This is a genomic window from Rhizobium sp. YJ-22 (genome assembly GCF_029601685.1).
In the GTDB taxonomy this organism is placed as follows: Bacteria; Pseudomonadota; Alphaproteobacteria; order Rhizobiales; family Rhizobiaceae; genus Metarhizobium.
The window spans coordinates 337,563-357,862 of the sequence record NZ_JARRIR010000006.1 but is presented as its reverse complement, the minus strand read 5'-3'; the positions used below and the strand labels follow the sequence as shown (position 1 = coordinate 357,862).

At 64.4% G+C, this 20,300-nt stretch carries 17 protein-coding genes; 10 read left to right on the top strand and 7 right to left on the bottom strand.

Features of this window, described 5'->3' with window-relative positions:
• Positions 1-7: 7 nt before the first annotated feature.
• The 5 genes from P7F60_RS16565 to P7F60_RS16545 all read right to left on the bottom strand — a co-directional run bounded on the left by P7F60_RS16565 (position 8) and on the right by P7F60_RS16545 (position 5,472).
• Positions 8-1,009 (bottom strand): ABC transporter ATP-binding protein, encoded by a 1,002-nt coding sequence (locus tag P7F60_RS16565; RefSeq protein ID WP_277918835.1) that lies wholly within the window; start codon positions 1,007-1,009, stop codon positions 8-10.
• 22 nt (positions 1,010-1,031) lie between these two features.
• Positions 1,032-2,093: a Gfo/Idh/MocA family oxidoreductase gene (locus tag P7F60_RS16560; protein WP_277918834.1), complete on the bottom strand. Its 1,062-nt coding sequence runs from the start codon at positions 2,091-2,093 to the stop codon at positions 1,032-1,034.
• Positions 2,090-2,929, bottom strand: a complete 840-nt coding sequence (locus P7F60_RS16555) for a carbohydrate ABC transporter permease (RefSeq protein WP_277918833.1) — start codon at positions 2,927-2,929, stop codon at positions 2,090-2,092. Before P7F60_RS16555 ends, P7F60_RS16560 begins: the two co-directional genes overlap by 4 nt.
• A gap of 10 nt (positions 2,930-2,939) precedes the next feature.
• Positions 2,940-3,890 carry a sugar ABC transporter permease gene (locus tag P7F60_RS16550; protein ID WP_277918832.1) on the bottom strand — a complete coding sequence of 317 codons (951 nt, stop codon included), beginning with the start codon at positions 3,888-3,890 and terminating at the stop codon, positions 2,940-2,942.
• 325 nt (positions 3,891-4,215) lie between these two features.
• The gene (locus tag P7F60_RS16545) at positions 4,216-5,472 is read right to left on the bottom strand and encodes an ABC transporter substrate-binding protein (RefSeq protein WP_277918831.1); all 1,257 of its coding nucleotides are present in this window, start codon (positions 5,470-5,472) and stop codon (positions 4,216-4,218) included.
• A gap of 387 nt (positions 5,473-5,859) precedes the next feature.
• On the opposite strand from P7F60_RS16545, the gene P7F60_RS16540 reads away from it, so the two are divergent.
• From P7F60_RS16540 to P7F60_RS16495, 10 genes are all read left to right on the top strand, one after another.
• The gene (locus P7F60_RS16540; protein ID WP_277918830.1) at positions 5,860-6,753 is read left to right on the top strand and encodes a BadF/BadG/BcrA/BcrD ATPase family protein; all 894 of its coding nucleotides are present in this window, start codon (positions 5,860-5,862) and stop codon (positions 6,751-6,753) included.
• Positions 6,750-7,514: a GntR family transcriptional regulator gene (locus tag P7F60_RS16535; protein ID WP_277918829.1), complete on the top strand. Its 765-nt coding sequence runs from the start codon at positions 6,750-6,752 to the stop codon at positions 7,512-7,514. Before P7F60_RS16540 ends, P7F60_RS16535 begins: the two co-directional genes overlap by 4 nt.
• 18 nt (positions 7,515-7,532) lie before the next feature.
• Positions 7,533-8,561, top strand: coding sequence for an SIS domain-containing protein (locus P7F60_RS16530; protein ID WP_277918828.1), 1,029 nt, complete (start codon positions 7,533-7,535; stop codon positions 8,559-8,561).
• On the top strand, positions 8,558-9,715 hold the full coding sequence (gene nagA / locus P7F60_RS16525; RefSeq protein ID WP_277918827.1) for an N-acetylglucosamine-6-phosphate deacetylase: 1,158 nt from the start codon (positions 8,558-8,560) through the stop codon (positions 9,713-9,715). Before P7F60_RS16530 ends, nagA begins: the two co-directional genes overlap by 4 nt.
• A gap of 184 nt (positions 9,716-9,899) precedes the next feature.
• A complete protein-coding gene (locus P7F60_RS16520; protein ID WP_277918826.1) occupies positions 9,900-10,898 on the top strand; it encodes a P1 family peptidase in 999 nt (332 codons plus the stop codon).
• A gap of 57 nt (positions 10,899-10,955) precedes the next feature.
• A complete protein-coding gene (locus tag P7F60_RS16515; RefSeq protein WP_277918825.1) occupies positions 10,956-12,449 on the top strand; it encodes an ABC transporter substrate-binding protein in 1,494 nt (497 codons plus the stop codon).
• Positions 12,450-12,465: 16 nt separating this feature from the next.
• Positions 12,466-13,416: an ABC transporter permease gene (locus tag P7F60_RS16510; protein WP_277918824.1), complete on the top strand. Its 951-nt coding sequence runs from the start codon at positions 12,466-12,468 to the stop codon at positions 13,414-13,416.
• The gene (locus P7F60_RS16505; protein ID WP_277918823.1) at positions 13,413-14,246 is read left to right on the top strand and encodes an ABC transporter permease; all 834 of its coding nucleotides are present in this window, start codon (positions 13,413-13,415) and stop codon (positions 14,244-14,246) included. The genes P7F60_RS16510 and P7F60_RS16505 overlap by 4 nt, the downstream gene beginning before the upstream one ends.
• Positions 14,243-15,055 carry an ABC transporter ATP-binding protein gene (locus P7F60_RS16500; RefSeq protein ID WP_277918822.1) on the top strand — a complete coding sequence of 271 codons (813 nt, stop codon included), beginning with the start codon at positions 14,243-14,245 and terminating at the stop codon, positions 15,053-15,055. The genes P7F60_RS16505 and P7F60_RS16500 overlap by 4 nt, the downstream gene beginning before the upstream one ends.
• Positions 15,052-15,855, top strand: a complete 804-nt coding sequence (locus P7F60_RS16495) for an ATP-binding cassette domain-containing protein (protein ID WP_277918821.1) — start codon at positions 15,052-15,054, stop codon at positions 15,853-15,855. The genes P7F60_RS16500 and P7F60_RS16495 overlap by 4 nt, the downstream gene beginning before the upstream one ends.
• A gap of 3 nt (positions 15,856-15,858) precedes the next feature.
• On the opposite strand, the gene P7F60_RS16490 is transcribed toward P7F60_RS16495, so the two are convergent.
• Complete coding sequence (locus P7F60_RS16490; protein ID WP_277918820.1) at positions 15,859-18,789, bottom strand: aminotransferase; 2,931 nt, start codon at positions 18,787-18,789, stop codon at positions 15,859-15,861.
• Between the two features lie 159 nt (positions 18,790-18,948).
• Positions 18,949-20,022 carry a DUF475 domain-containing protein gene (locus P7F60_RS16485; RefSeq protein ID WP_277918819.1) on the bottom strand — a complete coding sequence of 358 codons (1,074 nt, stop codon included), beginning with the start codon at positions 20,020-20,022 and terminating at the stop codon, positions 18,949-18,951.
• Between the last annotated feature and the right edge of the window lie 278 nt (positions 20,023-20,300).

The window sequence follows — 20,300 nt, the reverse complement described above, 5'->3', positions numbered from 1 at the left end:
CGGCGGCTCACCGGATCGCCTTGCCGTTGGCGTCGAAGCGGTGGATGGAGGCGTTATCCGGCGAGGCGTAGACGATGTCGTCCGGCGCATAGCGATGCTCGCCGAACAGGCGCACCGTCAAGAGGCCGGCCTTTTCCGATTCCAGGTAGACGATGGTGTCGGCGCCGAGATGCTCGACATGCACCACCTTGCCCTGCCATTCGCCGCTTTCGCGCGATAGCGACACGTGCTCGGGGCGGATGCCGATGGTTTTCGCGCCGGCTTCGCTGAGCCGTTCGGCGTCGATGAGGTTCATGGCTGGCGAACCGATGAAGCCGGCGACGAACAGGTTGGCGGGGCGGTTGTAGAGCTCCATCGGCGAACCGACCTGCTCGACGGCGCCGGCGCTCAGCACCACGATCTTGTCGGCCAGCGTCATCGCCTCGACCTGGTCGTGTGTGACGTAGATCATCGTCGCCTTCAGTTCGCGGTGCAGGCGGGCGATTTCGAGGCGGGTCTGGACGCGCAGCGCCGCATCGAGGTTCGACAGCGGTTCGTCGAACAGGAACAGTTTTGGCTCACGCACGATGGCGCGGCCGATGGCGACGCGCTGGCGCTGGCCGCCGGAAAGCTCGGCAGGGCGGCGGGCGAGATAGGGTTCGAGCGACAGCATGGCGGAGGCCCGCGCCACACGTTTTTCGATCTCGACCTTCGGGGTGCCGGCCTGCTTGAGGCCAAGGCCCATATTGTCCTTGACCGTCAGGTGTGGATAGAGCGCATAGGACTGGAAGACCATGGCGATGCCGCGCTTGGCCGGTGGCACGGCGCCGACTTCCTGGCCATCGATGCGGATACTGCCGGCGGTGGCGTCCTCGAGGCCGGCGATGACGCGCAGCAGCGTCGACTTTCCGCAGCCCGAGGGACCGACAAAGATGACGAATTCGCCGTCCTTGACGTCGAGGTCGATACCCTTGAGTACTTCATGATTGCCGAAGGCCTTGCGGACGGAATTGACCTGAAGGGAACCCATCGAATGTCTCCTGGAATATGAGTTAGAGCGTCACGGGCTGGCCGGTTCGGACGCTCTCGTCCGCGGCGAGGCAGATGCGCAGCGATTGCACCGCATCCTGCATGTGGCGGCCGAGGTCGATATCCTCGCGGATCGCCTTCAGCACATAGGCCTGTTCGAGATCGCACAGATCCTGATGACCGGGCTCGCCCGCCATGGTCAGGTTCTCGTCGGGGTGGATGAACCTGCCGTTCGGGCCGGTCTCGGCATTGTGCAGGCGGATGACCGACGTCTTGGTGTGGGTGTCGATGTCGTCGGACTTGGCGTTCGGGTCCATGACGATCGAAACCGAGCCCTTCGGCGACATGACATCCTTCACGAAGAAGGCGGTTTCGGAGATCATCGGTCCCCAGCCGGCTTCGTACCATCCGAGTGAGCCGTCCTCGAACATCACCTGCAAGTGACCGTAGTTGTACATGTCCGGCGCGATCTCGTCGGAGAGGCGCAGGCCCATGCCGCGCACCTGCACCGGCTTGGCATCGGTGATCTGGCACATGACGTCGACATAATGCACGCCGCAATCGACGATCGGCGGGGTGGTCTGCATCAGCGCCTTGTGGGTTTCCCAGGTCGGGCCGCTGGACTGCTGGTTGAGGTTCATGCGGAAGACGTAAGGGGCGCCCAGCTTGCGCGCCTCGGCGATGAGCCGCACCCAGGAGGGATGATGGCGCAGGATATAGCCGATCACCAGCTTGCGGCCGGCCTTCTTCGCCGCCGAGACGACGCGCTCGGCATCGGCGACCGTGGTCGCCAGCGGCTTCTCGACGAAGACGTGGCAGCCTTGCTCGAAGGCGGCGACGGCATAGTCGGCATGGCTGTCGGAATAGGTGCAGATCGCCGCCAGATCCGGCTTCAACTCGGCCAGCGCCGCGGTGAAGTCGGGGTGGATGGTGTAGCCGCGAAGCTCTTCCGGCAGTTCCACCTTCGAACGGTTGACAAGGCCGACGATCTCGAAGCCGGGATTGTTGTGGTAGGCCAGCGCATGGCTGCGGCCCATGTTGCCGAGACCGGCGACGAGAACGCGGACGGGGTTTTGAGAGGTCATTTCACTGCTCCTGCGGTGATGCCGCGGATCAGTTGCCGCGAGAAGATGACATAGAGGATGAGGACCGGGAAGATCGCCAGCGACAGGGCGGCGAGGACCGCATTCCAGTTGGTGACGAACTGGCCGATGAACATTTGCGAGCCGAGGGTGACGGTCTTTGTGGCTTCGCCCGGCGCCAGGATCAGCGGGAACCACAGGTCGTTCCAGATCGGGATCATGGTGAACACCGCGACCGTGGCCATGGCCGGTCTGACCAGCGGTAGAACCAGCCGGAAGAAGATGGCGTATTCCGAGAGACCGTCGATGCGGCCGGCGTTCTTCAGGTCGTCGGAAACGGTGCGCATGAATTCCGAGAGGATGAAGATGGCGAGCGGCAGGCCTTGGGCGGTGTAAACCAGGATCAGCGCAGTCAGCGTGTTGACGAGCCCAGCGGCGACCATGCCCTGCAGGATGGCGACGGTGCCGAGCCGGATCGGGATCATGATGCCGATGGCGAGATAGAGGCCGAGCATCGTATTGCCGCGGAAACGGTATTCCGACAGCGAGAAGGCGGCCATGGCGCCGAACAGCAGCACCAGAACGATCGAGACCAGCGTGACGATGAAGCTGTTTTGGAAGTAGCCGAGGAAATCGCCCTGCTTCAGCACGGTTTCATAGCCGATCATGCTGAAGCTGGAAGGGCCCGGCAGCGCCATCGGCTCGCGAAAGATGGCGTTCTTGGTCTTGAAGGAATTGATGATCGTCAGGACAACCGGGAAGAGCGAGATCAGCGTATAGGCGACCAGCGCCAGGTGAACCAGGCCGGTACGCAAGGGGGAATGGGTCGGTTTCGCCATGACTGGCCCCTCAGAACTGGTAGCGGCGCATGCGGCGCTGGATGGCGAACAGGTAGAACGAGACGCCGGCGAGAATGATCAGGAACATCACCGTGGCGATGGTCGCGCCCATGGAGCGGTCGCCGAGTTGCAGCTGGAAGCCGAAGAAGGTGCGGTAGAGCAGCGTGCCGAGGATGTCCGTCGAGCCGTCCGGGCCGGCAAGCGCCCCTTGCACGGTGTAGACCAGGTCGAAGGCATTGAAATTGCCGACGAAGGTCAGGATCGAAATGATGCCGATGGCGGGCAGGATGAGCGGCAGCTTGATCTTCCAGAACTGGCTCCAGCCGGTGATTCCGTCGCATTCGGCCGCCTCGATCACCTCGTCCGGGATGTTGAGTAGCGCGGCATAGATCAGGATCATCGGGATGCCGACATATTGCCAGACCGAGATCAGCGACACCGCGATCAGCGCCGAGCCCGGCTGGCCGAGCCAGGGGCCGAACAGCGATTTCAGCCCGACCAGATCCAACATCCACGGCGCGACACCCCACAGCGGCGACAGGATCAGCTTCCAGATGAAGCCGACGATCACGAAGGAGAGCAGCGTCGGCATGAAGATCGCTGTGCGGTAGAAGGTGACGAAGCGCAGCCGCGGCAGCGACAGCATCGCCGCCAGCGCCACGCCGATCGGGTTCTGCACCAGCATGTGGATGACGAAGAAGACGAGGTTGTTGCGCAGCGCGTTCCAGAAGCTCGCCGCCCAGCGCTCGTCGCCGAACAGCGTCTTGAAATTGCTCAGGCCCACGAAGACCGACTGGCCGTCGACCGTGTTGTACAGCGACAGGCGTAGCGTCTCGATCAGCGGCAGGATCATGATCGCCGAGTAGATGACGAAGGCCGGCATGAGGAAAAAGGCGATATGCCAGCGTATCGGCCGCCTGGCCGTCCCGATTGCGTCATGGGGTGAAGAAGTGTCGCTCATGGCCCTGCCTGTCCCGTCCCTTTGCTCACGTGGTGAATATCCGCATGTGGACGCTGTCGCGCGGCCAGCTCCGCCGCACAATCAGCGTCCTCCACCATACGATGTGTTTCGGGGCCGGTCGCCCCTCGCCATGGCGGTCTGCCCGGCTTTCTGGAAAGCGGGACCGCCTTTCTTCCCTTGGCCGCGCACAGGCGCGAAGGCGGCGGGAAAACGTGCCGGACCGGGCGGATCGGCATGCCGGTCCATCAAGGTCTCATCGACCGCCCTCCCCCCGTTCAACAACGGGGAGAAGGAGCATTCGGACGGGCCGTTGCCCGGACAGGCCTTACTTGGCCGGCTTGTACCAGCTGTCGAGGCCCTTCTGTAGCTTTTCGCCAGCCTGCTCGGGCGTATCCGTGCCGTTGATGACGTTGGCGGATTCGACCCAGGTCTCGTTTTCGAGGTTCGGCGTGCCGCGCGACAGGATCTGGTAGGTCGAGCGGATCGTCGGCTTGCACTTTTCGCGCCAGGAGACGAATTCCTGGGCCAGCGGATCGCTCATCTTCACCGCCGTCGAATTCAGGCTGAAGAAGCCCGGCAGCGCGTTGGCGTAGATTTCGGCGAATTCCGGCGAGGCGACCCAGCTCAGGAACTTCTTGGCTTCTTCCTGATGGCCGCTCTTGGCGTTGAGGCCCATGCCGATGTCGTTATGGTCGGAGATGTAGCAGGTGTCGCCGTCCTTTTGCACCGGCGGCGGGAAGGCGCCCATCTTGAAATCGGCCTGCGAGTTGAACTGGCTGATTTCCCAGGAGCCGGCCGGATAGATGGCGGCGCGGCCAAGCGTGAACATGTTCTGGCTGTCCGGATAGGTCTGCGCCTCGAAACCGTCGCCGAGATAGGGCTTCCACTTGGCGAGAACGCGATAGGGCTCGACCCAGTCGGCGTCGGTCAGCTTCTGCTCGCCCTTGATCAGCGCCAGGCGGCCTTCCTCGCCCTTCCAGTAGGTCGGGCCGATGTTCTGGTAGCCCATGGTTGCGGCTTCCCAGAGATCCTTGGTGCCCATCGCCATCGGAACATAGGTGCCGTCGGCCTTGATCTTGTCGAGGGCGGCGAAGAATTCGTCATTGGTCTTCGGCACGGCGATGCCGAGCTTGTCGAAGGCGTCCTTGTTGTAGATGAAGCCGTGGATGACCGAGGCCATCGGCACGCAGAAGGAAGCCTTGCCGTCGTCGGTCGTCCATGCGGCCTTGGCGACATCCGAGAAGTTCTCCATGCCGGCGAGGCCGGTCAGATCCGCAAGATGCTTCTTGCTGTAGAGTTCGAGCGAGGCGTCGAAGGGACGGCAGGAAATCAGGTCGCCGGCGGAACCGGCATCGAGCTTGGCGTTCAGCGCGGCATTGTATTCGGTCGGCGCGGTCGGCGAGAACACCACCTTGATGCCGGGGTTCTTGGCTTCGAAAGCCGGAATCAGCTTTTCCTGCCAGATCGACAGGTCGTCGTTGCGCCAGCTTTCGATGGTCAGCGTCACGTCGGCCGCCTGGGCGATGCCCGTCATGCCGAGAACGCTGGTGGTCAGCAGCAATGCCTTGATCGTACGAGTCATGATGTTCTCCCTCTTGCGGAGAGCCTTTCGCATGCGGCCCTCCCGAAATCCGTTGGCCGGGCCGTCCATCGGCGTCGGCCGGCCGCGGATCGCGGCCTTCACTCTTGCAATACCAAGGGGTTTTGCGCTCGGATGCACCGTGCTTCGTTGTTTCCGGTGCTTTCGCCGGTTGATGCCTCCTCGCCTTCCCCCTTGCGGAGAGAGAATGCCAAAAAAATACCAATTGTCCAGCAGAAAATTTACTTTTTGATTTTCCTCCCGGGAACGCAGGCGCAAGACGCAAATTTTCGCAATGAATCCAGTGGAATGGTATTTTTTCGCGCCGTTTGTAAAAAGCTGCTTGGTTAATGGTATTTTTTTGGTATTATCTAGGCGTGGAGGTTTCCGATGGCTGAACTTTTCGTTGGCATCGATGGCGGGGGGACGGGATGCCGGGTGGCGGTTGCCGATCGGCAGGGTCGCATCTTGGGGCGCGGCAAGGGCGGCGCCGCCAATATCCTCTCCGCGCCGGACGCCTCCCTCGCCAATATGATCGATGCGACGCGGCAGGCTTTCGCCGCCGCCGGCCTCGACCAATCCTCCATCGCCGCCGCCTCGGCGTTGCTCGGCCTTGCCGGCAACAATGTCGGTGATGCCGTCCATTATATCCGCGCGAAACTGCCCTTCCGGCAGGCGGCGATCGAATCCGATGCGCTCATCGCCCTGCAGGGCGCGCTGGGACATGGCGATGGCATCGTCGGCACGCTGGGCACGGGGTCGGTCTATGTGCTGCGTCGCGCCAGGGCGATTCGCTTCGTCGGCGGCTGGGGATTTGCGGTCGGCGATCTCGGCAGCGGGGCGCGCCTCGGCCAGGCTTTGCTGCAGGAAAGCCTGCTTGGCTATGACGGAATCTGCGCGCGTACGCCGCTTCTGGATGAGGTGCTCGCGGAATTCGGCGGCGATCCCGGTGGCATCGTCGAATTCGGCCGTGCCGCGTCGCCCGGTGATTTCGGGCGTTATGCGCCGCGCCTGTTCGACCACGCCAGGCAGGGTGATGCAACGGCGCTGCGGCTGATCGGAGAAGGCGCCGGCCAGGTCTCCGCCGCGCTTGACGCCTGCCTGCGCCATCTCGGCGATGAAAACGGCGCGATCTGCCTGCTGGGCGGCCTCGCGAAAGCTTACGATCCTTATCTGGCCGAACGGCATCGCGCCCGCCTGGTTTTGCCGCAGGCGGATGCGCTGACCGGCGCGGTCGCGCTGGCGGTGCAGCGTTTCGCGCTGCCGATGGGAGATGCCGCATGACGGAGGCGCTTGAAGTGTTGTTGCCGCTCGATGCTTTGCAGGCGCCCGCCACCGGGCCGCTCTACATGAAGCTGCGGGGGCTGCTGGAGGATGCGATCCGCGACGGCCGCCTCGGCCTCGGCGACGCCCTTCCGCCGGAGCGCGACCTTGCCGATTACGCCGGCGTCAGCCGGGTGACGGTGCGCAAGGCGGTCGACGACCTCGTCAAGGACGGCCTGCTGACCCGCAAGCATGGTTCCGGCACCTTCGTCGCCAAGCCGGTTTCGCGCGTGCAGCAGCCGCTATCGCAACTCACCTCCTTCTCGGAGGACATGGCCCGGCGCGGGCTGGTGACGCGGGCCGAGTGGCTGGAGCGCGGGTTGTTCACCGCCTCGCCGGACGAAATGATGATGCTCGGCCTTGCGGCCGGCGCGCCGGTGGTGCGCCTGGGGCGCCTGCGCCTTGCCAACGACATGCCGCTTGCCATAGAGCGCGCCAGCCTTTCGGCCGAGATCCTGCCCGATCCCGATGCCGTCGGTTCCTCGCTCTATGCGGCGCTGGAAAAGGCCGGTGCCCGGCCGGTGCGCGCCGTGCAGCGCCTGTCGGCCTGCAATCTTCGAAACCCGGATGCGGCGCTTCTGTCCGTGCCGGTGGGTGCCGCAGGCCTGTCGATCGAACGGATCTCCTATCTGAGATCGGGACGGGTCGTGGAGTTCACCCGCTCGCTCTACAGGGGCGATGCCTATGATTTTGTGGCCGAGCTGACGCTTGCCGAGACTTGAAACACGGGATGGAATGAGATGACGATTACGACACATATGAGCCGGGAAATCGCTGAAATTCCGCAGGCCGTCGCCCGGCTGCTCGACCAGGGCCGCGCCGGCTTCGCGGCCGCCGGCGCAGCCCTGCGCGACAAGGATCCGGCCTTCCTTGTGACCATCGCCCGCGGTTCCTCCGACCATGCTGCCCACTTCATCAAATATGCAGTGGAACTGCAGGTCGGCCGTCCCGTTGCCTCCCTCGGGCCGTCCATCGCCTCGGTCTACAAGACCGACATGCGCTTCTCCGGCGGCGCGGCCATCGCCATCTCGCAATCCGGCAAGAGCCCCGATATCGTCGCCATGGCGGATGCGGCGACGCGCGCGGGCGCGGTGACCATTGCGCTGACCAACACCATCGATTCGCCGATGGCGGCTGCCTGCCAGCATGCGCTCGACATCGCCGCCGGCCCGGAACTGGCAGTCGCGGCCACCAAGTCCTATGTCAATTCCGTCGTCGCCGGCCTTGCCATGCTGTCGGAATGGACCGGCGACAGCGAGCTTTGCCGCGCCGTCGCGGCCCTGCCGGAACACTTGCAGCGCGCCGTCGAACTGGAATGGGACGAACTGGCGATGGCGCTCGGCGGCACCGAGTCGCTCTATATGCTCGGCCGCGGCCCCGCGCTCGCCATTGCCGGCGAAGCGGCGCTGAAATTCAAGGAAACATCGGAGGTCCATGCCGAAGCCTATTCGGCGGCGGAAGTGCTGCATGGCCCGGTGGCGCTGGTCAACTCCTCCTTCCCGGTCATCCTGTTCGCCGCCCGTGACGCCGCAGAGCCCTCGGTGGTCGAAGTCGCCGACAGGCTGGCCGACAAGGGCGGCCTGGTCTTCGCCACCAGCGACAAGGTCACAAAGGCGCGCCCCCTGCCCTATATCGCCACAGGCCATCCGCTCACCGACGCGCTGGCGCTGATCGCGCCCTTCTACGTCTTCGTCGAAGCATTTTCGCGCTCGCGCGGATTCAACCCGGACCAGCCGGCGGCGCTGAAGAAAGTGACGGAAACCCGATGACCTCGAAGGCAATCATCGCCGGCCGGCTGTTCGACGGCGAAGAATGGCACCACGACTATGCGGTGCTGTTTTCGAACGGCGTCATCGACGCCCTCGCGCCGGCGGCGCAACTGCCAGCCGATGCCGAAATCGTCGAGACAGTCGATCTGCTCGCCCCCGGCTTCATCGACCTGCAGGTCAATGGCGGCGGCGGGGTACTGCTCAACGACGGGCCGTCCGCCGATGCCATCGCGCGCATTTGCGCCGCACACGCCCGGTTCGGCACGACGGCGCTGCTGCCGACGCTGATCACCGATACGCCCGCGATCACCAAGGCGACGCTGGAGGCCGGCCGACAGGCCGCCGCCAACCGGGTGCCGGGCTTTATCGGCCTGCATCTCGAGGGGCCGCACCTGTCGCTGGCGCGAAAAGGCGCGCATGATCCGAACCTCATCCGACCGATGCGCCAGCCCGATCTCGACCTGATCCTCGCTTATGCATCCGATTTCGAGACGCTGCTGACCACGGTCGCGCCGGAAAACGTCACCCGCGACCAGGTGACGGCCATGGCCGATGCCGGCGTCGTCGTCAGCCTCGGCCATTCGGACACTGGCTATGCGACGGCCGTCGATTACGCCCGCGCCGGCGCCCGCATGGTCACGCATCTGTTCAACGCCATGAGTCCGCTCGGCCATCGCGAACCCGGCGTCGTCGGGGCGGCGCTCGATGATGGCGGCCTGTATGCCGGCCTGATCGCCGATGGTTTTCACGTTGCCTGCGCTTCCATTGCAATTGCGTTGCGTGCCAAGGCCGGCCCGGCCCGCATCTTTCTGGTCACCGACGCCATGTCGCCGATCGGCACCGATCTGGAAGGTTTTACCCTCAACGGTCGCCAGATCCACCGCCATGGCGGCCGACTGACGCTTGATGACGGCACGCTGGCCGGTGCCGATATCGACATGCTGTCCTCGGTGCGCTTCCTGCATGAACGCATCGGCCTGCCGCTGGAAGAAGCGCTGCGTATGGCAAGCCTCTATCCGGCCGAAGCCATCGGCGTCACCCATCGCCGCGGCGCGCTGAAATCCGGTCTCGTCGCCGATTTCGTCACCCTGACCGATGCGCTGGACATGGACAGTACCTGGATCGGCGGCCACAAGGTGTTTGCCGCAAGCTGATCTCTTGGCCGTAATTCCCTTCTCCTGGAGACGAGAAGGGGGTTGGCGTACCTGCCCCATTTCTTATGCAGTCTTCCTCGTCGCAAAATCGGTGAACGAGGTCACCTGGACCGGCTTTGCGCCTTTCCTTCCGCCCTCGGAACGGCAATGATCGCGAGAGATCATTCCTTTCGAAGGCCAAGCCGTGAGCGATTTGCAAAATCTCCTGACCGACGTCGCCGGCGTCTCGGTCGGCCATGCCACAGATCTGGCGCTCGGCTCCGGCGTCACGGCCATCGTCTTCGACGCGCCTGCCACCGCCTCCGGCAGCGTTCTCGGCGGCGCGCCGGGCGGGCGCGATACCGATCTGCTCGATCCGTCGCGCACCGTCTCGCAAGTCGATGCCTTCGTGCTCTCCGGCGGCTCCGCCTTCGGGCTGGATGCGGCCGGCGGCGTGCAGGCCGGCCTGCGGCAGGCGGGGCGCGGTTTCCGTGTCGGCAACGTACTCGTGCCCATCGTGCCGCAGGCGATCCTGATGGATCTGTTGAACGGCGGCAACAAGGATTGGGGCCTGCATTCCCCCTATCGCGATCTCGGTTATGCCGCCTTCGAAGCGGCGAGCGGCGGTCCTTTCGCGCTCGGCACGGTCGGCGCCGGAACTGGCGCGACCACGGCCAACCTCAAGGGCGGCCTCGGCTCGGCCAGCGCTCGAACTTCGCGCGGCGCCGTGATCGCGGCGATTGCCGCCGTCAACGCCATGGGCTCGGCCGTGGTCAGCGACGGCCCGCATTTCTGGGCGGCACCCTTTGAGCAGGACGGCGAATTCGGCGGCCTCGGCCTGCCCTCCTCCTTCCATACCGACATGCGCATCAAGGGCATGACAACGACGGCCACGACCATCGCCGCCATCGTCACCGATGCGGCGCTGACCAAGGCCGAGGCGCATCGCCTGTCGATTGCCGCCCATGACGGCCTGGCGCGGGCGCTCTCCTGCGCCCACCTGCCGCTCGACGGCGATACCGTCTTCGCCGCCTCGACGGCACGGCAGCCGCTGGCCGGGCCGGAGGAATTCATGGAGCTGTGCCACATCGCCGGCCAGGTCATGGCCCGCGCCATCGCCCGCGGGGTGTACGAAGCTACCGCCCTCCCCTATGCGGGCGCCCTGCCTGCCTGGCGAGACCAATTTGCCGATCTGCGGCCTTGAAACACACGGCAATCGATGAAACAGATTGGTGCAGTGCGAAGGGTGGAGCGAGCATCGATGAAAATTCCGGGTCTGGTCCTGTCTCTGGCTTTGGCTATCTCCTGTCTGACGGCGCCGGCAGAGGCCGCGCCCCGCACGGATATCGTGCTCGGCATGGGCATCGAACCCGCCGGCCTCGACCCGACCATCGCCGCCCCCGTCGCCATCGGCCAGGTCACCTGGCAGAATGTTTTCGAGGGTCTGGTCACCATCGACCGCGATGGAAAAATCCGTCCGCAACTGGCGGAAAGCTGGGAAATCTCGTCCGATGGCCTGACCTACACCTTCAAGCTGCGCCGGAACGTCGCCTTCCATGACGGCTCCGCATTCGATTCCGGCGTCGCCAAGGCCGCGCTCGACCGGGCGCGCGGCGCCCAATCGGTCAATCCGCAAAAACGCTTCTTCGAAGCCGTCGCCTCCATCGATACCCCCGATCCGCAGACGCTGGTGCTGCATCTTTCCCGCCCCGCCGGCAGCCTGCTCTATTGGCTCGGATGGCCCTCCTCCGTCATTGTCCACCCGAAGACGTCCGACAGCAACAAGACCGAACCGGTCGGCACCGGCCCCTTCGTCTTCGACCGCTGGGTCAAGGGCGATCGCGTCGAACTCAAGCGCAATCCGAATTACTGGAACAAGTCCGCCCATATCGCCCTCGACAAGGCCGTCTTCCGCTTCATCGCCGATCCGCAGGCGCAATCGGCCGCCCTCGTCTCCGGCGATGTCGACGCCTTCCCGGAATTCGGCGCGCCGGAACTGATGAGTTCTTTCGAGAGCGACGACCGCCTGACCACCGCTATCGGTAATACCGAGCTGAAGGTGGTCGCCGGCATGAACAACGCCCAAAAACCTTTCACCGACAAGCGGGTGCGCGAGGCGCTGATGCGGGCGCTGGACCGCACGACGATCATTGACGGCGCCTGGTCGGCGCTGGGAACGCCGATCGGCAGCCACTATACGCCGAACGATCGCGCCTATGTCGATCTCACCAACGTCTATCCCTACGATCCCGAAAAGGCCAAGTCGCTGCTGAAGGAAGCCGGCTATGGCGATGGCCTGAGCTTCACCATCAAGGTGCCGCAAATGTCCTATGCGACGCGCACCGCCGAGATCATGCAGACCATGTTCGCCGAGGTCGGCGTCACGCTCGCCATCGAGCCGACCGAATTTCCGGCGAAATGGGTGCAGGACGTCTTCAAAAACCGCGATTACGACATGACCATCGTCGCCCATGCCGAGCCGATGGACATAGATATCTATTCCCGCGATCCCTATTATTTCAACTATCGCAACACCGCCTTCGACGCTGTCATGACCAAGGTGGAGGCAACCGCCGATCCGGCCGAGCAGGACAAGCTTTATGTCGAAGCCCAAAAAATCCTCGCCGAGGACGTGCCGGCGCTGTTCCTGTTCGTGATGCCGAAACTCGGCGTCTGGGATCGCAAGCTGCAGGGGCTCTGGGTCAACGAACCCATCCCTTCGAACGTGCTGAGCGAGGTGCATTGGCAGGAATGACGGACGGGCTAGGGTCATGATTGGGCTGGTGCTGCGCCGCCTTGCCGGGCTCGTCCTGACGCTCGTCGCCGTCTCGGCGCTGATCTTCGCCGTGATGAACATCCTGCCCGGCGATGCCGCCGCCATCATGCTCGGCACCTCGGCGAGCGAGGATACGCTGGCAGCGTTGCGCAGCGAGCTTGGCCTCGACCGGCCGGTCGTCTGGCGTTACCTCGCCTGGATTGCCGGGGTGCTGCATGGGGATTTCGGCCGCTCCTATACCTATGGCGTGCCGGTTTCCGAGCTGATCGGCGAGCGCCTGTCGCTGACCCTGCCACTGGCGGGGATCGCGCTTGTCCTCTCGGTGCTGGTCTCGGTGCCGCTCGGCGTTGCCGCCGCCGCGCGGCGACGGGGGATTATCGATGGCCTTGCCACACTCTTCGCTCAGATGAGCGTCGCCATGCCGGCCTTCTGGGTGGCGATCCTGCTGATCATCCTGTTTTCGGTGCAGGGTGGCTGGCTGCCGGCCGGCGGTTTTCCGGGCTGGCAGGCCGGTTTCTGGCCAGCGCTCAAATCGCTGATCCTGCCCTCGGTGGCGCTGGCCCTGCCGCAGGCGGGTGTGCTGACGCGGGTGACGCGCGGCGCAGTTCTGGATGTGATGCATGAGGATTTCGCCCGCACGGCGCGCGCCAAGGGCATCGGCCGACGCATGACGCTATGGCGGCATGTGCTGCCGAATGCGGCCGGCCCCATCGTCACCGTGCTCGGCCTGCAATTCACCTTCCTCGTCGCCGGCGCGGTGCTGATCGAAAATGTTTTCAATCTTCCCGGTCTCGGCCGGCTCGCCTATCAGGCGCTGACGCAACGCGATATCGTCGTCATGCAGGCGGTGGTGCTGCTGCTCTCCGGCCTCGTCATCGTCGTGAATTTTTTGGTCGATCTCCTCCAGATGCGGCTCGATCCGCGCCTGCGCGCGACCCCGGCATGAGCGCATCGACCCGCAAGCGCCCGCTCGGCCTGATTGCCGGCCTTGTCCTGATCGGCCTGCTGCTGGCCGTGGCGCTGCTGTCGCTCGTCTGGACGCCGGCATCGCCGACCAAGATGCAGATTCTGCTGAAGCTCAAGCCGCCGCTCGTCGCCGGTCTGCTGGGTACAGATCAATATGGCCGCGATATCGCCTCGCTGCTGATGGTCGGGGCGTGGAATTCGCTCTCTATCGCCTTTCTCTCGGTGCTGATCGGCGCCGGGGTCGGCACCGCGCTCGGGCTTGCCTGTGCCATCAAGCGCGCGGGAATTTTCGCCACGCTGGTACTGCGCGGTTGCGATGTCCTATTCGCCATTCCGCCGATCCTCTCGGCGATGATGCTCGGCGCCTTCATCGGCCCCGGCCGGTTCACGGCGATCATTGCCATTGGCGTGTTCATGATCCCGGTCTTCACCCGTATCGCCTTCGCCGCCGCCAGCCGCATCTGGGCGCGCGATTACATCATGGCGGCCCGCGCCTGCGGCAAAGGCGCGGCGCGGATCAGCATCGAGCATGTCGCCCCGAATATCGCCACGCCGATCCTCGTGCAGGTGACGATCCAGCTCGGGCTTGCCATCCTCACCGAAGCAGGCCTGAGTTTTCTTGGTCTCGGCCTGCCCCCTCCGGCTCCGACCTGGGGACGGATGCTGGCGGAGGCGCAGACCTTCCTGCGTCCGGCCCCCTGGCTGGCGCTGCTGCCCGGTCTCGCCATCGCGCTCTCCGTTTTAGGTTTCAACCTGATCGGTGACGGGTTTCGCGATCTGCTGGATCCGAAAGCGGAGACGGGCCGATGACGCAACCGCTGGTCCGCGTCGAAGGCTTGAGCATCGAAACGGCCTCGGGCCGGCCGATCCTGCGCGACCTGAGCTTGACGCTCGGGCGAGGCAAAACCCTCGGGCTTGCCGGCGAGTCCGGCTCCGGCAAGACGATGACGGCGCTGGGGGTGATCGGCCTTTTGCCGGCGGGTCTAAAAACCACCGGGCGGATCGTCTTCGAAGACAATCCCCTGCCCAATGCCAACGATCCGGCCTGGGACGACATTCGTGGCCGCCGCATCGGCATGGTGTTTCAGGAGCCGCTGACGGCGCTCAATCCGGCCATGTCGATTGCCGATCAGGTGGCTGAGGGCCTTGTCCGGCATCGCGGCATCGGCTGGCGGCAAGGGCGTCGGGATGCCGTCGCCCTGCTCGACCGGGTGCGCATCCCGCGCGCTGCCGAGCGGGCGAAAAACTATCCGCATGAATTGTCCGGCGGCCAGCGCCAGCGGGTCGGCATCGCGATTGCCATTGCGCTCCGCCCCGCCCTTCTGATCGCCGACGAGCCGACGACGGCGCTGGATGTCACCGTGCAGCGCGAGATCCTCGATCTGTTGGCTGAACTGGTGCGCGACGAGGAGATGGCGTTGATGCTGATCAGCCATAATCCCGGCGTGCTCGCCTATGCCACCGAAAACCTGCTGGTTCTGCGGCATGGCGATTGTGTCGAGAGCGGGCCGACGCGGCAGGTCTTAACCGCGCCTTCCCATCCCTATACGCGCGGACTCTTGGAGGCGATCCCGCGCGGCAGCCATCGCCAGCGCCGCCTGCCTATGGAGGGGCGATGACGCCGCTGCTCGATATCCGCAATCTTAGCCGCGACTATGCCCGTCCCGGTTTTTTCGGCAAGCGCGAGCGCGTCTCAGCGCTGCGCAACGTCGATCTCAGCCTGCAACCGGGTGAAATCCTTGGTCTTGTCGGTGAAAGCGGTTCCGGAAAATCGACGCTGGCGCGGCTCGCCATGGCGCTCGATGACCCAAGCGGCGGCGAGGTTTTGTTCGAGGGCGAAAACCTGTTTGCCCTGCCGGCGCAGGCATTGCGGCAGCGGCGGCGGCATTTTCAGATGGTGTTTCAGGATCCCTTCGGCTCGCTCGATCCGCGCCACCGCGTCGGGCGCATCGTCGCCGAGCCGCTGCATCTGCTGAGCCCGCGCCCCTCGACAGCAGAGGCGAAGACTGAAGTCGCGCGTATTCTGGAGGCGGTCGGCCTGCCGGAGGATGCCGTGGGGCGTTTCCCGCATGAATTTTCCGGCGGGCAGCGGCAGAGGATCGCGCTCGCCCGCGCCCTGATCACACGGCCAAAGCTGGTCGTCGCCGACGAGCCGGTCTCGGCGCTCGATCTTTCGGTGCAGGCGCAGGTACTTGACCTGATCCTCGACCTCAACGAAAAATTCGGCACGGCTTTCCTGTTCATCAGCCATGATCTTGATGTTGTCGAATATATCGCCGACCGGGTCGCCGTGATGCGCGCTGGCGAGATTGTCGAGATGGGGCCGGCGGCCACGGTGTTTTCCAATCCGCAGCATGACTATACGCGCTCCCTGCTGGCGGCGCAGGCAGTGTTCACGGTGCCGGAGATGCAGGACTGAGTTTTACCAGCCCTCTTCCAAGACCCTTGCCAGACTGTCGGCGAAGAAATCGGCGCTCTCGCGGCTGAGGCAGAGCGGCGGCTTGATCTTCAGCACGTTGAGATAATCGCCGGTCGGCTGCATGATGACGCCGAGATCGAGCAGGCGGTCGCAGATCGCCGCCGTCTCCTGCGTCGCCGGCTGCAAGGTCTGGCGGTCGCGGACGAATTCGACGCCGAGATAAAGCCCCATGCCATGCACGGCGCCGACAAGGGGAAAACGCTGGCCGAGTGCTTCCAGCCGGGCCTTCAGGTGATCGCCGATATCGCGGGCGTTTTCCTGCAATTCCTCGTCGGTCATGATGTCGAGCACGGTCATGCCGACCGTGCAGCTCACCGGGCTGCCGCCGGCGGACGAGAAGAAATAGCCGCCCTCCCGCTCCAGCGCCTCTGCAATTGCCTTGCTGGTGATGACCGCGCCGAGCGGATGGCCATTGCCCATGCCCTTGGCGATGGTGATGATATCGGGCTCGACGCCCTGCTGGTCGAAACCCCAGAAATAATGCCCGAGGCGGCCGTATCCAACCTGCACTTCGTCGGCGATGCACACGCCGCCGCGGGCGCGCACCTCGGCATAGATGTCCTTGAGATAGCCTGGCGGCAGCGGAATGCCGCCGGCATTGCCATAGACGGTTTCGCAGATGAAGCCGGCGAGCTTCTCGCCCTTGCGGTCCACTTCCTCGAACAGTGGCATTGCGGCGGCGATGTAATCCCGCGCCGAATTCTCGCCGCGATACAGGCCGCGATAAGTGTTGGGCGACATGATCGGATGCACCCAGTCCGGCCGGGTCGAGAGCGCCTTCGGATTGTCGGCGACCGAGGTGGAGACGGCGTCGCTGCCGACCGCCCAGCCATGATAGCCTTCCAGCAGGCAGACCATGTTCTTCGCGCCCGAGGCTGCCCAGGCGAGGCGGATCGCCAGATCGTTGGCTTCGGAGCCGCTGTTGACGAGGAAGACCGTATCGAGCTTTTCCGGCGCCAGCGAGGCCAGCCGCTCTGAGAATTCGGCGACCGCCCTGTAATGGAAGCGGGAATTGGTGTTCAGCATCGACCATTGCCGATAGACGGCTTCCGCCAGGCGCGGATGGCCGTGGCCGACGATGGAGACGTTGTTGACCATGTCGAGGTAGGCCCGGCCGGTGGTCGAGAACATGTGTTCCTTCCAGCCGCGCTCGATCTGCGGCGGGTTGGAATAGTAGTTCTTCTGCGGTTTGGCGAAATGGCGGGTGCGGCGGGCAAGCAGGTCGTCGCCGTCGAGAGCGGGCGCATCGCAATGGCTGCCCAGAAGGGCCGAGGGCGAGGGGCTGAGCTTGCGCCAGAGGTCGGCCTGCGACGGACGGCAGAAATAGGGCGGGAACAGGCCGGCCTCGGTGCAGAGTTGCAGGCGCATCAGGCCGAAATGCCCAGCCGTGCCCTCCACCGTGCCGAGCGGCTCGCCTTCGGAAAGCGTGATGCCCGCCTCATGCAGGCAATCGAGGCCAAGCAGATGCAGGTGAATGCCCTCGCCCGCCAGCACTGTGCGCTCATTGTAGCGCTCGATGCGGCCGGCGAACGGGGCAGCCGTCTGGAACCCGGCCGGCAGGCAGAGATCGACATGCAGCGCAAACGTCTCGGGTTCGGCGGTGGAGCGCAGGTTGGTCTCGGTCAGGCGATATTCGCCGTAGCGGGTGATGGCGATGCCGGTTTCGCGCGCAGCCTGTTCGAGAAGTTTCAGCTCCATGCCGCGCCGCAGAAAATTGTCCTGCTCGAAATGTGGGCTGTCGATATCGAGCGACAGCAGGCGGATGGCATCTGTTCCGACGCCGGGCAGCAACGGGCCGATAGGCGGCAGGTCCTGTGCGGGATCGGCCATGTCGAGCGCGGCAAGGATCGCCTGCTCCATGACGACGGACTGCACCGAGGTCGCCACTTCGAAGATCGTTCGCTCGTGCTCGATGTTGCCAAGCACATAGTCGTTGTCGGGCTCGACGGCCAGTTGCTGCTCGCTGCTGGCGACGAGGATGCAGGCGCGGGCGACGATCAGCGGCCACAAGGCGCGGGCTTCCGCCGCATTCAGCGGATTGACGGCATGATAGGCGCGGATGGCCGGCAGGATGAAGAACGGATTGCCGTCGGCATGATGCAGCAGCGCCGAGCAGGTGACGGCGAGATCGGCGGCCAGCCAGCCGTTGAGGATATCGCCGAAATCGATGACGCCGTCGGGGATCAGCCGGCCGGCCTCGTCGGGGCGCGAGACGACGTTGTCGTCGGTGACGTCGTGATGGATCGCCTGGATGCGCAACTCTTCCGCCAGCGGCTGAATGCGCCTGACGGCGGCGACCATCGCCTTGGCGATGCGATCGCGCGCCTGCATATCGGTAATCGCCTGAAGGAGGTGCAAGGCGACCTGGCCGGCGCGGCGCAGATCCCATTGCAATTCGCGCTCGAGGCCGGGATGCTCGAAATCGGCAAGGTTGACGGCAATGCGGGCGGTAAGCGCGCCGAGCACGGCAACAGCGGTTTCGCCGAGATATTTGCGCTGCGTCAATGGTTCGCCGTCGAGGTAGGTCAGCAGCCGCACCTGGTATTCGTCGCCGCCAACGGCGAGGAACAGGATGTCGTCGCCATTGCTGGCCTTGACGGGGGTCGGCACGCGCGGGCTGTCGGGTTTGGTGGCCAGATGATGCATGGCGGCATTCTGGGCTTCCAGTTCGACGGTCGCATATTCCATGCGGCAGATTTTCAGCACGTAGCGGCTTTCGCCGGTATCGAGGCGGTAATTGCGATCCTGCTGGCTGCCGAGTTCGGTGATCGTGCCTTTCAGACCGTAGAAAGTGTCGAGGATCGCCGCCGCTTCCTCCGCCGTCACATCCGGCCGTGGCAATTGCGTGCGCTGAAGAAGCGTTTCGTCCGCCATGGAATCCCCCGAGAATCAATCCAAACGACTGTAACTGCAAGGTCATAGGCCTGCAAAGCCAGCCCGCGGAGCAGAAAGCGTAAAAACCGTTGAATTTCGGGGTATTGCGCCTTTTTTGCCGCGCACGGGCCGGTCGAGGCCCATGCGCGGTCGCTGCCGTCAGTGGCTGGGCGACAATTGCCCGGCGCGTTCGCGACGGTTGTGGCGCACCGACGCCCAGAAGGAAATGCCGATCAGCGTCGCGCCGCCGAGGCCGGTGATCACTTCCGGAATATGGAACATCGTCTGCACATACATGATCACCGCAAGGATCAGGATGGCGTAAAACGCACCGTGCTCCAGATAGCGGTATTCGGCCAGCGTGCCCTTTTCCACCAGCATGATGGTCATCGAGCGCACATACATGGCGCCGATGCCGAGGCCGATGGCGATGACGAACAGGTTCTGCGTCAGCGCGAAGGCGCCGATGACGCCATCGAAGGAGAAGCTGGCATCGAGCACTTCCAGATAGAGGAAGGCGCCGAAGCCGCCCTTGGCCGCCTCGCTCATCGCCCGCTGCGAATAATCGAGGAGGCCGCCGATGACTTCCACCGCGAGGAAGGTCAGCAGGCCGTAGATCGCCGAATAGAGGAAGGTGGTGGCCTCGGTCCCCTCCAGCATCGCCGCGAAAACCAGGATGGTCAGCAGAACGATGGCGATCTCGACGCCCTTGATCGAGGCAAATTTCGCCATGCGCGATTCAAGCAGGCTGAACCAGTGAACCTCCTTCTCATGATTGAAGAAGTAGGACAGGCCGACCATCATCAGGAAGGTGCCGCCGAAGGCGGCGATCGGCAGGTGCGCGTCGTTCATGATACGCGCATATTCGTCCGGCTGCTTCGCCGCGAGGATGACGGCCTCGATCGGGCCGATGCCGGCGGCGATGACGACGATCGCCAAGGGGAAGACGATGCGCATGCCGAAGACGGCGATAACGATGCCCCAGGTCAGGAAGCGATGCTGCCAGACCGGCGTCATGTCCTTGAGCTTGTTGGCATTGACAATGGCATTGTCGAAGGAAAGCGAGATTTCGAGGACCGCGAGCACGACGCAGATGAAGAACACCGTGGCCATGCCGGACAGCGTGCCGGTAGAAGCCCAGCCGAGCCAGGCCCCGAGCACGAGGCCGAGCCCGGTGACGATGAAGGCCCAGACGAAATAGCTCATAGTGGATTTGGGGAGGGAAGCGTTCATGCGCGCATCCCCCCGAAGGCCGTGTTGGCCGAAAAAACGGAAGACGCAGCAATAACGCCATCGGCGTCATGCGGGCGAGGCATGGGAAGATTTTTCATGGGTTTGAATCCGCCGGCTTATCTTGCAGGCGGTACCGACATCACGAGAGCGCCGTAAAAACTCTCGCCAGAGGGGCCCGGCACCAAAGTTCCGATCGCGCGCCGATGTCTGGCGCTCGCGACGCTCCAGTAATTAGTCGCAATTCGCGCAACGTCAAGTCCCCGCCGAATTTGGCCTTG

Coding starts and splice junctions, on each gene's coding strand:
- P7F60_RS16515 (WP_277918825.1), top strand. CDS start 10,956: ATGAAAATTCCGGGTCTGGTCCTGTCTCTGGCTTTGGCTATCTCCTGT.
- nagA (WP_277918827.1), top strand. CDS start 8,558: ATGACCTCGAAGGCAATCATCGCCGGCCGGCTGTTCGACGGCGAAGAA.
- P7F60_RS16545 (WP_277918831.1), bottom strand. CDS start 5,472: ATGACTCGTACGATCAAGGCATTGCTGCTGACCACCAGCGTTCTCGGC.
- P7F60_RS16490 (WP_277918820.1), bottom strand. CDS start 18,789: ATGGCGGACGAAACGCTTCTTCAGCGCACGCAATTGCCACGGCCGGAT.
- P7F60_RS16485 (WP_277918819.1), bottom strand. CDS start 20,022: ATGAACGCTTCCCTCCCCAAATCCACTATGAGCTATTTCGTCTGGGCC.
- P7F60_RS16540 (WP_277918830.1), top strand. CDS start 5,860: ATGGCTGAACTTTTCGTTGGCATCGATGGCGGGGGGACGGGATGCCGG.
- P7F60_RS16500 (WP_277918822.1), top strand. CDS start 14,243: ATGACGCAACCGCTGGTCCGCGTCGAAGGCTTGAGCATCGAAACGGCC.
- P7F60_RS16510 (WP_277918824.1), top strand. CDS start 12,466: ATGATTGGGCTGGTGCTGCGCCGCCTTGCCGGGCTCGTCCTGACGCTC.
- P7F60_RS16550 (WP_277918832.1), bottom strand. CDS start 3,890: ATGAGCGACACTTCTTCACCCCATGACGCAATCGGGACGGCCAGGCGG.
- P7F60_RS16560 (WP_277918834.1), bottom strand. CDS start 2,093: ATGACCTCTCAAAACCCCGTCCGCGTTCTCGTCGCCGGTCTCGGCAAC.
- P7F60_RS16505 (WP_277918823.1), top strand. CDS start 13,413: ATGAGCGCATCGACCCGCAAGCGCCCGCTCGGCCTGATTGCCGGCCTT.
- P7F60_RS16565 (WP_277918835.1), bottom strand. CDS start 1,009: ATGGGTTCCCTTCAGGTCAATTCCGTCCGCAAGGCCTTCGGCAATCAT.
- P7F60_RS16555 (WP_277918833.1), bottom strand. CDS start 2,929: ATGGCGAAACCGACCCATTCCCCCTTGCGTACCGGCCTGGTTCACCTG.
- P7F60_RS16495 (WP_277918821.1), top strand. CDS start 15,052: ATGACGCCGCTGCTCGATATCCGCAATCTTAGCCGCGACTATGCCCGT.
- P7F60_RS16530 (WP_277918828.1), top strand. CDS start 7,533: ATGACGATTACGACACATATGAGCCGGGAAATCGCTGAAATTCCGCAG.
- P7F60_RS16535 (WP_277918829.1), top strand. CDS start 6,750: ATGACGGAGGCGCTTGAAGTGTTGTTGCCGCTCGATGCTTTGCAGGCG.